We start from the raw sequence: 15,168 nt of genomic DNA on the forward strand, positions 1-15,168 counted from the left end.
ATCGAAAAAAAAGCGGGCAGTTTTATGACTGCCCGCTTTTTTTATACTAAGTGCGTTGGAGCCGCAGGGAATTAAGGCGCTAAAGCATTGCCGCGCAACAAGCTACCAATGGTTTTGGCGGTAATCTTCATCTGAATGAATGGATTAGCTGGTACTACTGTCTTATACAAGTAGCTATCGAATGTGAGTTTCTGCACATCGCGATCGGCACACATTTCCACAAAAGCTTCGCGAGTAGCGTCGGAACGGTAAAACACGCGCTGCAAAATGTCGAGAACTTTGTAAGTAATGCCGTAGGCTTTATCCCACCGCTTCAAGTAAATCTTAATTTCCTCTTCAGTCGGAATGCGCGCGCCTTTATTGGAAATCTCCACAATAGTTTCGGCGCACATCCGGCCAGACTTGGCGGCAAAATAGATACCTTCGCCGGAAGACTTGGTAACGTAACCTGCGGCGTCACCTACGAGAGCAACTCGGCCGACAACCCGGCGGGGACGCGGGTGTTCCGGGATGGGGTGAGCTTCCACTTTAATAATCTCACCGCCCATCAGTTTTTTGGCAGCGCGGGCGCGGACGCCTGCTTGCAGCTTTTTGATGCTGGCTTGATTGACTTTCATCGTGCCGGTACCGACGGCTACGTGGTCGTATTTGGGGAACACCCAAGCGTAGAAGTCGGTAGATACGTCGTCGCCGACGTACATTTCGGCTAAGTCTTCGTAGTAAGCCATTTTATCTTCTGGCAGGCGGATGCGCTCTTGGAAGGCGATCGCATAATTGTAGTCGCCAGCGTCGATCGCCTTTGCTACGCGGGAGTTAGCGCCGTCAGCCCCGATTACTAAATCCACTTTCAGAGTTTTCTGAATTCCCATTGCGCTGCCGTCGGAGTGGTCGGCATAGTGGAGAGTATAGGGGTCTGTATTGTTGCCGGGAATTTCTAATTTGTGAACGGTGCCGTTAATCAGTTTTGCACCCAAGGAAGCGGCGCGATCGCGCATGAAGCCGTCGAGCACTTCGCGGCGGCACATACCGATGTATTCGTGTGCGTTTTCAATATTGATGTCCACCTCGACGTTGGAGGGGGAGATCATTTTCATTTTTCTGACTTGGCGGTCAATAATACTTTGCGGCAAGTCGAATTCGCTGACCATGCACAGGGGAATCGCCCCACCGCAGGGTTTGGCGTTGTCTAATTTACGCTCGAATAGGTATGTTTCGATGCCTGCTTTTACCAATGTTTCGGCGGCGGAAGAACCCGCAGGGCCTGAACCTACTACTGCAACCCTTAGTGTCAAAGCTTTTCTCTCCAGTTTTTTTCTATAGGCATTACTCAGGTGTGATGGTATCACGGACTTTGGATGCGGTGGCGTGAAGCAGGGGAGATTTCAATGAAATGAAACAGAGCTTAACAGTTCGATACGAAAATCGGGTCTGGGGCAGTAGGTGCGATCGAAGATCTTAAATTTTTCAGTGCTTTGGAACAGTTATGGACGTTGATGTGCGATCGAACATTTTGCCCTATTTTCTAAGAACAGGCAAGATGCCTGTTCCACAAAGAATGAATTTTCTGCTTGTGGGGAGTAGGGGTTGGGCTTCTAGCGCGCCCGGACATGAACAGGCTTTCCGGCCTGTTCCACAAAGAGTGCATTTGGTTTTTGTGGGGAGTAGGGGTTGGGCATCTTGCCCGCCCCTAAGAGGTTAGAACCAGTCCAATAAGTTACATTAAAGTTACTTGCACTTATATCTAAAATTCTTATGCTCGGTAACTTTCAACAAAGCAACCTGCGGATTGAGCTTGAAGCTTCCGAAACAGCGATTAGAGACAGCTTGTTGCGTCCGAGTCAATTGCAGCAATGGCTGTGGCCGCAGCAGTTGTGTAGCGGTTTGCCGGAAGAATTTGCTCAAGGTTTGACCTTTACAAGTTGGCTGGGCCCCGTGGCAGTTCAGCATCACGTTGATATTGTTGAGCACAATTGTCTGCGGCTGTTATTGAGTCAGGGAATTGACGGATTTCACGAGTGGTATTGGGGCGATGGTTGGGTGCAGTCTCGGTTGGAGGGAGTGTCGCTGCTGCCACTGAATTTGGGGCAAACGGCTAGTTTACTCCGGCTGCGGGAGTTTGTAGCGGGGAAGGGTAAGAGGAAGTAGATAAATCACTCTCCAAAATCATCAGAACAAAGCCTGGTAGTCCTGCATAGCAACGAAAAATTCTTAATCCTTTTAGGGATAAAGAAGCGTTGTAATGATGAATAAAATACCACAAAGCTCCCACACGATTGGAGAGCTTTTTAGATTAGGAAAGACTCTTTCTTACAACAATAGCGAGATATCCTGTACATCAGGGAGTTCTTGCATCTTTAGAGATCAGAAGTTTTGCCCGTATCTTTCCCGACAGATTTGTGTCGCTGGCGAGGCAAAACTTTTTTATATGCGACCAAAAAATCTGTATAATAGACGGCACATTGTCTGTAAACTCCTGGGAGGGAATCCCAAAAACCTTTAGCACCCATTTCAACTAGACTTCCTATATATAGCCATCCTCGCATCATTTGTGAATTTCTTACTCCCTCCCCTTACTAAGGGGAGGGTTGGGGTGGGGTGAAAAACTTACGACTCATGTAGGATTGCTATAAACCCCTAGAATTTCTTTGGTCAAGGCATCAATCGCCAGCTATTTCCACTGCTTGTTACCCTTATTGCCTACAAACGACCACATTTCATCACTTTGGATCGTTAGCTTGCCTTGGTTTTTTGACTTTACTTGAACTTTCCGGAGGACTGATACTAATTGTTGAAAAACACATAGTATTGGAACCAGCGGGGGGACACCCTCGTGACTTTGACAATCGCGACTCAAGATATTTTTTCTAATAAAAGCCGATCGCTCAATTTTTTTATTTCTTCTGAAATCCTTTGATGTCTGGGGTTTTAAACAAACTGCCTGTGACAATATATACATTTAAAGTTTTGCTTAGCGCTGGAGGTGGCACAATTTTTAACCATGTTTGGAGAAGCGAAACGGGGACAATTCATGGAGTTGAGAATTAACAAGGCTTAGGTACGTCGCATGATAACTCCTTATCCTTACTCTGCCAGACCACCTGAAAGCCACTTCGCTGCCGAAAAACTAAGAGTGTGTTATAAAAACATAATTTGTTCCTTTCTAAAGCGCTATTCTTTACACAACGAACCGGGTGTGTTCTGACGGCGCGTTAATTTTTACCAGAAAAATAAATATGCTGTCCATTCCAGGCATTGCCGTCCAGAAGCTGCTTTACGAAAGTGCTAACTCTCTGGTGTACCGGGCGATTCGGGAAGCGGATCACCAACCGCTCATCCTCAAACTGCTCAAAGAGAGCTACCCGACACCTCAAGAATTGCTACGCTACCGTACCGAATACCGCATCACCCGAGAGCTGAAAGAGGCGGGAGTCGTGCAAGTTTATGACTTGCAAAAATACCAAAACAGCCTCGTGATTTTTGTGGAGGACTTTGGCGGGGAATCGTTGAAAATATGGATGCAGCAGCGAAAGTTTAGCCTCAAGGAATTTCTGCAAATTGCGATCGCTGCCACTGAAACTTTAGGGAAAATTCATAGCGCCAATATTATCCACAAAGATATTAACCCTTCTAATATAGTATTTAATCCAGCGACCGGGCAGCTCAAAATTATCGACTTTGGCATTTCCACTCAGCTAACGCGAGAAATGCCAACCCTGAAAAACCCCAACATTTTAGAAGGAACCTTAGCCTATATTTCACCCGAACAAACTGGTAGGATGAATCGCTCTATCGATTACCGCACTGACTTTTACTCCCTCGGCGTCACCTTTTACGAATTACTGACAGGAAAACTACCTTTTGAGACAGAAGACGCTTTAGAGCTAGTTCACTGCCACATTGCCAGACAGCCAGTTCCCCCGCACGAAATCAAGCCGGAAATTCCCTTAATTGTCTCGCAAATTGTCAGCAAGCTGATGGCAAAAAATGCGGAAAATCGCTATCAAACTGCATTGGGTCTTAAGCAGGACTTAGAAATGTGTCTGGTTCAATTACAAGAAACCGATAGGATAGAAGAATTTGACTTGGGAACGCTGGATCTTACAGACCATTTCCTGATTCCCGAAAAGTTATACGGCAGAGAAACCGAAGTTTTTCATCTATTAAATGCCTTTGAAAGAGTTCGTAATTCTAGTGCAGAAATGATGCTTGTAGGTGGCTTTTCTGGGATTGGGAAAACCGCAGTAGTGAATGAAGTGCATAAGCCGATCGCCCGACAGCGTGGATATTTTATCAAAGGCAAATACGACCAATTTCAACGAAATATTCCCTTCAGTGCATTTGTGCAAGCATTTCGGGAATTGATGGGACAATTATTATCAGAAAGTGACGCTCAGTTACACAGATGGCAAACCCAGATTCTCACCGCAGTAGGCGAGAGTGGGCAAGTCTTGATTGACGTAATTCCTGAATTAGAACACATCATTGGCGCTCAAAATCCTGCACTAGAATTGTCGGGGAGTGCCGCCCAAAATCGCTTCAATCTGCTAATGCAGAAATTTGTGCAAGTATTTACCCAAGCAGAACATCCCTTAGTGATGTTTCTGGACGATTTGCAGTGGGCAGATTCGGCATCGCTGAAATTGCTACAACTATTGATGGAGGATACGGGGCATCTGTTAGTATTGGGTGCTTATCGGGATAATGAGGTATCACCGGCTCATCCGTTTATGTTGACTGTGGATGAGATTGTGAAGTCTGGGGCAGTGGTGAATACGATTACCCTGCAACCGTTGAGTTTAGCAGATCTCAATCAGTTGGTAGCAGATACGCTGATTTGCGATTTATCTTTAGCTACACCTTTGACAGAATTGGTTTACCAAAAAACCCAAGGTAATCCTTTTTTCTCGACTCAATTCCTCAAGGCCTTGTATGAAGATGGTCAAATTATTTTTAACCCCCCTCAATCCCCTATTAGTAAGGGGGGCAGTAAAGGGGGGTGGCAGTGCGATATTAATCAAGTTAAATTTGCCGACGCCTCGGATGTGGTGGAGTTTATGGCGGTGCAATTGCAGAAGTTGCCTGCCGAAACTCAGGATGTTCTCAAACTTGCCGCGTGCATTGGGGCGCAGTTTGATTTAGAGACATTGGCAATAGTCAGCGAAGAATTACCAGAACAAACGGCATCAGCGCTGTGGAAAGCTTTGCAAGAAGGACTCATTTTAGTGATTTCAGAAGGGTATAACTTCATTCAAGCAGATACTCAATCCCCGAATCAGTCTGTTGCTAATCCTACTTATAAGTTCCTGCACGATCGCGTCCAGCAAGCGGCTTATTCATTGATTCCCGACAACCAAAAACAAGCCACTCATCTGAAAATAGGACAGTTACTGCTACAAAGTTCTTCCGAGATAGAAACAGAAGAAAAAATCTTTGATCTTGTGGGGCATTTAAATCAAGGAATTGAGTTGATCAATCAATTAAGTGAACGCTCAGCCTTAGCTCAACTAAACTTAGAAGCTGGACGTAAGGCTAGAAATTCTACCGCCTACGCAGCGGCAAATATCTATCTACAAACGGGAATTGAGCTACTGACAGTCAACTGCTGGCAAACTCAATATGAATTGACACTAAATCTATATGTTGCTGCTGCTGAAATTGCCTATTTAAATGGTGACTTCGATGGTATGGAACAGATGGCAGCACTGGTTTTGCAAGAAGCCCAAACAATTTTAGATAGAGTTAAAATTTACGAAATTCAAATTGCCGCTCAGACAGCCCAGAGCAAGGTGTTAGAAACGATCGCAGTAGCAAGAGAGGCACTCTTACAATTGGGGATTGAACTCCCTGCCGAACCTGATGAACCCCAGATTGGCAAAGCGCTACAAGCCCTCGCGGGCCAACTAAGCGGCAGAAAGATTGAGGAATTGGTTGACTTACCTGTGATGACAAATCCACAGACTCAGGCAGCTATGCAACTGTCTGGTATGTTGTTTCCACCCATTTTCCAGGGAATGCCCGGTTTGCTGCCCCTGTTGAGTTCCACGATGGTGAGTTTATCACTCTCTTTTGGGAATGCGCCCGCATCGACGGTGGGTTATGCGATGCACGGGATGGTGTTATGTGCCTTTTTACAAGAGGTGGAAACGGGCTATGGCTTTGGGCAATTGGCACTTTCATTGCTCGATCGGTTGAATGTACCCGAATTCAAGTCCACAGTTCTACTTTTGTTTGGTGGTTGGATTCAGCATCGCCAAGAATCTCTTTTGGCAACGATACCGACGCTGAAAGATGGCTATAGGTTTGGTATGGAAACCGGCGACTTTGTAGACGCTGGCTACAACATATATATTTGTTTTTATACTCATTTATTCGCTGGTGTAGAACTAGACACTTGGGAACCAGAAATAGCAAGTTATAGGGCGGTAATGGCGCAGTTGAAACAATATTCTGCGCGGATTTATTTGGATATGATTCAGCAGACGGTGCAAAACTTGAGGGAAACCCATACTCGGCCGGATTTGTTAATAGGCTCCGCCTACGATGAAACGGTGATGATTCCCAAGCACTATCAGGATAATGAATTCACGGCGATCGCCTGTGCCTGTATCTTCAAACTGCTGCTTGCTTACTGCTATGGCAATTACACGGCTGCCCTAGACCACATTTCCCAAGTCAAACAGTATTTGATGGGAGTATCTGGATCAGCTTTTGTTCCCATTTTTCATTTTTATGCCGCCCTGACGCACCTGGCACTTTTTCCCGCACAGCCAGCAATTGAGCAAACTGAAATTATTGCCTTAGTGGAAACCCATCAAAGCACGCTGCAACAGTGGGCGCAAAATGCTCCGATGAATTATCTGCATAAATGGTATTTAGTGGAAGCAGAACGAAAACGAGTTTTGGGCAATAAAGCCGAGGCGATTGAAATGTACGATCGCGCAATTTCTGGAGCCAAAGAAAACAAATATGTTAATGACGAAGCCCTGGCCAACGAACTAGCAGCCAAATTCTACTGGGAATGGGGTAAAACAAAAGTTGCTCAAGCCTACATATTTGAGGCGTATTATTGTTATGTTGAATGGGGAGCCACTGCTAAGGTAACGGATTTAGAAACGCGATATCCCCAATTATTCGCCGTAACTCAACCGGGAAGGAAAAATAGTCAAACTACCGTAGCAATGACAACGACTGGTTCGGGGAATCACCTAGATATCACCGCAGTCATGAAGGCTTCTCAGGCGATTTCTGGAGAAATTATGCTAGATAAGCTACTGTCTAGCTTGATGAAAATTTTGATGGAAAATGCAGGGGCGCAACGAGGCTATCTGATTTTGTTAAGCCAGGGACAACTGTTCATTGAAGCAGAAGGGAAAATCGATGACGAACTCGTCACCGTGTTGCAGTCAATCCCCGTTGAAACCTGTCCAGAACTTGCTTCCGCAATTGTCAATTATGTGAGTCGCACTCAAGAAAGCGTGGTACTAGATGATGCTGCGCGATCGGGACAATTTACCAACGACGCCCACATCCGAAAGCATCAGCCCAAATCAATTTTATGTGTACCGCTGATTAACCAATCTCAAATCATTAGTATTGTTTACTTAGAAAATAATCTGACAGCGGGTGCTTTTACCCCTGAAAGAGTGGAAATATTAAAAGTGTTATCTGGACAAGCAGCTATCTCGATTCAAAATTCTAAGCTTTATACAGAAGTACGCGAAAATGAAAGCAGGCTGGCTCAACTCAACAAAGCTTACGAGCGATTTATTCCCCATCAATTCCTCCAGTTTTTAGAGAAATCAAGCATCATTGATGTGGAATTGGGCGACCAAGTGCAGTTAGAAATGTCCGTGTTGTTTTCCGACATTCGCGATTTCACTACGCTTTCGGAAACTATGACGCCGGAGGATAATTTCAAATTTATCAATTCCTATCTTTCTCGTATGGAACCTGTTATTAATCAAAATCATGGGTTTATTGATAAATATATTGGCGATGCGATTATGGCGCTGTTTAGCGGTGAGGCGGATAATGCGGTGAAAGCGGGAATTGCGATGCTGCACCGCCTCGCTGAATACAATGAATACTGCGCTAACGCTGGCTGTGCACCGATTCAGATTGGGATTGGGATTAATACGGGTTCTTTGATGCTGGGAACTGTGGGAGGACCAAATCGCATGGACGGGACAGTAATTAGTGATGCCGTTAATTTAGCTTCTCGCGTGGAAAGTTTGACAAAAAATTATGGGGTTTCGCTGTTAATTACCCAGCCAACTTATACGCGCCTGAAAAATCCATCTCAGTACACAATCCGCACTCTAGACACGGTAAAAGTCAAGGGAAAATCCGAAGCTGTGACGATTTATGAGGTGTTTGATGCAGATCCGCCAGAAATTAAACAGACCAAGTTAGCTACGCTGGAATTGTTTGCAGAAGCTAGGGCACTTTACTCGGAAGGGAAGTTATTTGAAGCGGCGCGACTGTTTTCCGAGTGTTGGCGTCAGAATCCGGGCGATCGTGTTGCTAAAATTTACTGGGAACGCTGTGAGTCTGCATTGGTGACTCGCACAAAAATCAAAGACAGGCTACACCATTTACATTAATTGCAACAGTCCCAAACTCGATCGCTACATTAAAAACTCAACATTTGTTACAAAAACAAAAAATTTTCCTTTTTAAGGTGCTATTCTATACACAAAGCTGGTGCTTTTTGAGTTAGCTTTAATTTTTACCATAAAAATCAATATGCTCTCTATTCCAGGCGTTGCCGTCCAGACACTTCTCTATGAAAGCGCCAACTCTCTGGTTTACCGAGCCATTCGGGAAGCAGATAACCAGCCGATTATCCTCAAACTGCTCAAAGAAAGCTACCCGACACCTCAAGAATTGGTGCGCTACCGCACCGAATACCGCATCACCCAGGAGCTGAAAGAGCCGGGAGTTGTGCAGGTTTATGATTTGCAAAAATACCAAAACAGCCTCGTGATGTTTGTGGAGGACTTTGGCGGCGCATCCTTGACAATTTGGATGCAGCAGCGCTCGTTTACTCTTGAAGAATTTTTGCTCCTCGCTATTGCCACCACGGAAGCATTAGGCAAAATTCACAGCGCCAACATCATCCACAAAGATATTAACCCCTCAAATATTGTTTACAACCCCCAAACGGAACAATTAAAAATTATTGATTTTGGCATTTCCACTCAGTTAACCAGAGAAACACCGATACTGAAAAACCCCAACTTTTTAGAAGGCACCCTCGCTTACATCTCGCCCGAACAAACTGGCAGGATGAATCGTACTCTCGATTACCGAACTGATTTTTACTCGCTGGGCGTTACTTTTTATGAATTACTCACAGGAAAACTGCCTTTTGAGACAGAGGACGCTTTAGAGCTAGTTCACTGCCATATTGCCAGACAGCCAGTACCCACGCACGAAATTGAGCTACAAATTCCCCTAATTGTGTCTCAAATTGTCAGTAAACTGATGGCGAAGAATGCCGAAAACCGCTATCAAACTGCCTTGGGGATAAAGCATGATTTAGAAATGTGTCTGGTTCAATTACAAGAAACCGATAGCATAGAAGAATTTGACTTGGGAAGGCGAGATATTACAGACCATTTTCTGATTCCCGAAAAGTTATACGGTAGAGAAACTGAAATTTCTCATTTATTAGGTGCATTTGAACGAGTCAGTACAGGTAGCGCCGAAATGATGCTAGTAGCTGGCTTATCTGGGATTGGTAAAACCGCAGTAGTGAACGAAGTCCACAAGCCTATAGCCCGACAGCGTGGCTATTTTATCAAAGGCAAATACGACCAATTCCAGCGCAATATTCCTTTCAGTGCATTTGTGCAAGCATTTCGGGAATTGATGGGGCAATTATTATCAGAAAGTGACGATAAATTACAAACATGGAAAACCCTGCTTCTGACCGCATTGGGCGACAGTGGGCAAGTGCTGATTGAGGTAATTCCTGAATTAGAACGCATCATTGGCGCTCAAAGTCCTGCACTAGAACTGTCTGGGAGTGCAGCACAAAATCGCTTTAATTTGCTTATGGAGAAATTTGTGCAAGTATTGACCACCGCCGAGCATCCCTTAGTGATGTTTTTGGACGATTTGCAGTGGGCGGATTCGGCATCTTTGAAATTGCTACAACTTTTAATGGAGGATAGGGGGCATCTGTTAGTATTGGGTGCTTATCGGGATAATGAGGTGTCACCTACTCATCCGTTTATGCTGACGGTGGATGAAATTGTCAAGTCTGGGGCAGTGGTGAATACGATTACCCTGCAACCGTTGATTTTAGCAGATCTCAATCAGTTGGTAGCAGATACGCTGATTTGCGATTTATCCTCTTCTCAACCTTTGACAGAATTGGTTTATCAAAAAACCAAAGGTAATCCCTTTTTCTCGACTCAATTCCTCAAGGCGTTGTATGAAGATGGTCAAATTATTTTTAACCCCCCTGTGTCCCCCCTTAGTAAGGGGGGAAGTAAAGGGGGGTGGCAATACGATATTGCTCAAGTTACATTGGCCCACGCCTCGGATGTAGTGGAGTTTATGGCGGTGCAATTGCAGAAGTTGCCTGCCAAAACTCAGGAGGTTCTCAAACTTGCCGCGTGCATTGGGGCGCAGTTTGATTTAGAGACGTTGGCAGTAGTCAGCGAAGAATTACCAGAACCAACTGCATCATCACTCTGGATAGCATTGCAAGAAGGAGTCATTTTACCCATTAATGAAGGCTATAAATGCTTCCTTCAAACAGATGCTCAATTCCCTCCTGGGTCTGTTGCTAATCCAACTTATAAGTTTCTGCACGATCGCGTTCAGCAAGCAGCTTATTCATTAATTCCCGAAAACCAAAAACAAGCCACTCATCTCAAAATAGGAGAGCTACTCCTACAAAATTCCTCCGAGATCCAAACAGAGGAAAAACTGTTTGATATTGTCGGGCATTTGAATTTAGGAAGTGAGTTAATCAGCCAACCAATAGAAAGGGAAGCATTGGCTCAACTTAACTTCAACGTCGGACAGAAAGCCAGAAATTCTAATGCCTACGCTGCGGCTAATATCTATCTGCAAACAGGCATTAATCTACTAACAGTCAACTGTTGGCAAAGTCAGTATGAATTGACCCTGAGCCTCTATGTTGCCTCCGCCGAAGCCGCCTATTTGAATGCTGACTTTGATGGCATGGAAGAGATGGCAGCACAAGTGTTAGAGAATGCACAGACAATATTAGACAAAATCAAAATTTACGAAATTCAAATCGTCGCACAGACAGCACAGAGCAAGACGTTAGAAGCCATTGCAGTAGCAAGAGATGCACTCTGGCAATTGGGGGTTGAACTCCCTACCGAAGCTGACGAAGCCTTGATTGGTAAAGCGCTACAGAGCCTTGCGGGCCAACTCAGCGGCAGAAAAATTGAGGAACTAATCGATTTGCCTGTGATGAGTGATCCTCAGACTCAGGCAGCTATGCCAATATTGGCAATGTTATTTGCACCCATTCTCCAGGGAATTCCAGACTTAGTACCCCTACTGAGCTCCACGATGGTAAGTTTATCACTCCAATTTGGGAATGCACCCGCATCAACAGTGGGCTATGCGATTCACGGGCTTGTATTAAGTGCCTTTTTGGGAGAGGCAACAACGGGCTATAGCTTTGGTAAATTGGCACTCTCATTGCTCGATCGGTTCAATGCACGGGAATTCAAGTCTATAATTCTGATTTTTTTTGGAGGTTTTATACAGCATCGCCAAGAAGCTCTCTTGGCAGTGATACCAACGCTGAAAGATGGCTATACTGCGGGCATGGAAACTGGCGATTTTCTATACGCTGGCTACAACATCAGTATTTACTTTAATACCCACTTTTTTGGTGGGGTAGAACTAGACTCTTGGGAACCCGAACTAGCAGGTTACTGTGCTGCCTTGGATCAGGTGAAGCAATATTCAGGTCGGGTTTATTTGGATATGACTCAGCAGACAGTGCAGAACTTGAGGGAAACCCGTATCCGGCCGGATTTATTAATAGGCTCTGCCTACGATGAAACGGTGATGATTCCCAAGTACCTGCAGAATAATGAACTCTCTGGGCTCGCCACTGCCTATATCTGCAAACTACTGCTTGCTTACTTGTTCGGGAATTACACCGCTGCCCTAGATTACATCGCCCAAGCCAAGGAGTATTTAATAGGAGCATCGGGACTGTTACATCTTCCCATTTTCCATTTCTATGCAGCCCTGACGCACCTGGCACTTTTTCCCACCCGCCCAGCAATTGAGCAAGCTCAAATTATTGCTGAGGTGGAAATTCATCAAACTACGCTGAAACAGTGGGCGCAAAATGCTCCCATGAATCATCTGCATAAATGGTATTTGGTTGAGGCAGAAAAACATCGCGTTTTGGGCAATAAAGCTGAGGCAATTGAAATGTACGATCGCGCCATTTCTGGAGCCAAAGAAAATCAATTCCTCAACGAAGAAGCCCTAGCTAATGAACTAGCCGCCAAATTTTACCTAGAATGGGGCAAAGAAAAATTTGCCCAAATCCACATGATTGAGGCATATTATTGTTATGTCCAATGGGGAGCTACTGCGAAGGTAACAGATTTAGAAACGCGATATCGCCAGTTATTGGGGGCAATTCAATCGGGAAGAAAAAACACTAAAACTACAGCCTCAGTGACGGCCATTGGTTCGGGTAACAACTTAGATATCACCACGGTGATGAAAGCTTCTCAGGCGATTTCAGGGGAAATAATGCTAGATAAACTACTGTCTAGCTTGATGAAAATTTTGATGGAAAATGCAGGGGCGCAAAAGGGTTATCTGATTTTATCCAGCCAGGGAACGCTGTTAATTGAAGCTGAAGGGACAATAAATTCTGAACAAGTCACCGTGTTGCAGTCAATCCCCGTTGAAACTTGTCAAAAGCTTTCCTCCGCAATTGTCAATTATGTGGCCCGCACTCAAGAAAGCGTGGTACTAGATGATGCTGTCCGAGAGGGACAATTTACTAACGACCCCTACATCCGAAAAAATCAGCCCAAATCAATTTTATGCGTGCCGCTGATTAATCAATCTCAAATTATTAGTATTGTTTATCTAGAAAACAACCTGACAGCGGGAGCTTTTACGCCAGAAAGAGTGGAATTATTAAAAGTGTTATCTGGACAGGCAGCTATCTCGATTCAAAATTCTAAGCTTTATACAGAAGTCCGCGAAAATGAAACGAGGTTGACTCAATTCCTAGAAGCGATGCCAGTAGGGATACTTGTACTCAAACCCAGTGGTACACCTTACTACGTTAATCAGAGGGCGCAGCAGCTTCTGGGAAAAGGAGTTGCGCCTGATTCCACGCGCGAACAATTGGCAGAGGTTTATCAAGTCTATACCGCTGACACTTCCGAACCCTATCCTGTTGAAAAAATGCCTGGAGTACGGGCATTAAATGGTGAAATTTCTACTGTTAATGATATAGAAATCTACCAGACTGACAAGGTTGTACCCATCGAAGTTTGGGGAACGCCTATCTATGATAATCAGAGCAATATTGCCTACGGACTAGCAGCATTTCAAGATATAACGGAGCGCAAAAAAGCCGAAACAGAGCAGATCAGGTTCACCAATGAACTTTTTCAACTCAACAAAGCTTACGAGCGCTTCGTCCCCAATCAATTCCTCCATTTTTTAGAAAAATCAAGCATCCTTGATGTGGAATTGGGCGACCAAGTGCAGTTAGAAATGTCGGTGCTCTTTTCAGATATTCGCGACTTTACCACGCTTTCGGAAAGTATGACGCCCGAGGAAAATTTTCAGTTTATTAATGCTTATTTATCTCGGATGGAATCGGCGATTATTGAAAATGATGGCTTTATTGATAAATATATTGGTGATGCGATTATGGCGCTATTTAGCGGTAATGCTGATAATGCAGTAAACGCCAGTATTGCCATGCTGCATCAACTTCAAGTATACAATCAAGAGCGGGTTAATTCTGGTTATGCCCCCATTAAGATTGGCATTGGCATTAATACTGGGAATTTAATGTTAGGCACGGTGGGCGGGCAAAATCGCATGGATACAACGGTAATTAGTGATGCAGTGAATTTAGCTTCTCGTGTGGAAGGATTAACAAAAAATTATGGTGTTGCTTTACTGATTACACAGCAGACTTTTAATAAATTAGCTAATCCTAGCAATTATGCTATGCGGATGATTGCTCAAATTACTGTTAAGGGAAAAGTACAGTTATCCACAATTTATGAAGTTTTTGAGGCAGACTTGCCGGAAACAAAGCGAGGTGAATTAGCCACAAAAGATTTATTCGATCAAGGTTTGAGCTTATATCGACAACAGAAGTTTATCGAAGCCACAGAATTATTTGCTCAATGTTTAAACCTTTGCCCTTCGGATCAGGTTGCTCAAATTTATTGGGACTGGTGTGAACAAAAAACTATCACTTTAAATATCGAGCTATTAGAGAGAACTTTAGCATTAGTTAAACCTCAATCAGATGAATTTGTAAGTCACTTTTATGAAATACTTTTTGATAGTTCTTCTCAGATTAAAGCTCTTTTTATGAATACAAGAATGGCACAGCAAAAAGAAAAGCTTTGGCAAAGCTTAGAAATAATTATTGAAAATTTACGGAAACCTAAGTTAATTAATGTTTTTGCTAAAGGATTAGGTGCAACTCATGCCAAATATGGCGTGGTAGTAGAACATTTTCCTGTTGTCGCTAATGCACTCATTCAAGCCCTGAAGGCACAGATGGGTTTAGAGTGGACACCTGAAACTGAAAAAGCTTGGGTACAGGCTTATACAATTATTGCGTCAGCTATGATTGATGGAATGGCTGTTATGTGACCTCGATCGCGTTTTTGATGCTGACACGCCAGAAATCAAAGCAGGCAAGTTAGCTATGCTGCAATTGTTTGCAAAAGCTTTGGCGATTTACTCGGAAGGGAAGTTATTTGAAGCGGCGCGGCTGTTTGCCGAGTGTTGGCGTCAGAATCAGGGCGATCGCGTGGCTAAAATTTATTGGGAACGCTGTCAGTCTACTTTAAGAAATCGCACAAAAAGCAAAGACCGGTCACACAATTTAGATTAATCATAAAAGTCCAAAGCTCGATCGCTACATTGTTGGAGGGGGAG

The 15,168-nt window shown here is 44.2% G+C and carries 5 protein-coding genes and 1 pseudogene; 4 read left to right on the top strand and 2 right to left on the bottom strand.

Going from position 1 to position 15,168, the window contains the following annotated elements; all coding sequences use genetic code 11:
* Positions 1–71 precede the first annotated feature (71 nt).
* Positions 72–1,292: a geranylgeranyl reductase gene (gene chlP, locus QUA90_RS11370; protein ID WP_242723505.1), complete on the bottom strand. Its 1,221-nt coding sequence runs from the start codon at positions 1,290–1,292 to the stop codon at positions 72–74.
* A 460-nt stretch (positions 1,293–1,752) separates the two neighbouring features.
* Here chlP and QUA90_RS11375 point away from each other — a divergent pair, with 460 nt between their 5' ends.
* Positions 1,753–2,145 (top strand): hypothetical protein, encoded by a 393-nt coding sequence (locus QUA90_RS11375; protein ID WP_333445518.1) that lies wholly within the window; start codon positions 1,753–1,755, stop codon positions 2,143–2,145.
* 79 nt (positions 2,146–2,224) lie between these two features.
* On the opposite strand, the pseudogene QUA90_RS11380 reads toward QUA90_RS11375, so the two are convergent.
* Positions 2,225–3,030, bottom strand: a pseudogene (locus tag QUA90_RS11380) (hypothetical protein); the annotation flags it as partial.
* A gap of 203 nt (positions 3,031–3,233) precedes the next feature.
* Between QUA90_RS11380 and QUA90_RS11385 the strand changes: the two are divergent.
* The 3 genes from QUA90_RS11385 to QUA90_RS11395 all read left to right on the top strand — a co-directional run bounded on the left by QUA90_RS11385 (position 3,234) and on the right by QUA90_RS11395 (position 15,124).
* Positions 3,234–8,603 (top strand): AAA family ATPase, encoded by a 5,370-nt coding sequence (locus QUA90_RS11385; protein ID WP_333445520.1) that lies wholly within the window; start codon positions 3,234–3,236, stop codon positions 8,601–8,603.
* Between the two features lie 142 nt (positions 8,604–8,745).
* On the top strand, positions 8,746–14,880 hold the full coding sequence (locus QUA90_RS11390) for an AAA family ATPase (protein ID WP_333445522.1): 6,135 nt from the start codon (positions 8,746–8,748) through the stop codon (positions 14,878–14,880).
* Complete coding sequence (locus tag QUA90_RS11395) at positions 14,861–15,124, top strand: hypothetical protein (RefSeq protein ID WP_333445524.1); 264 nt, start codon at positions 14,861–14,863, stop codon at positions 15,122–15,124. Before QUA90_RS11390 ends, QUA90_RS11395 begins: the two co-directional genes overlap by 20 nt.
* Positions 15,125–15,168: the final 44 nt, after the last annotated feature.

The sequence above is a fragment of the Microcoleus sp. D3_18_C4 genome (assembly GCF_036702355.1).
In the GTDB taxonomy this organism is placed as follows: Bacteria; Cyanobacteriota; Cyanobacteriia; order Cyanobacteriales; family Microcoleaceae; genus Microcoleus.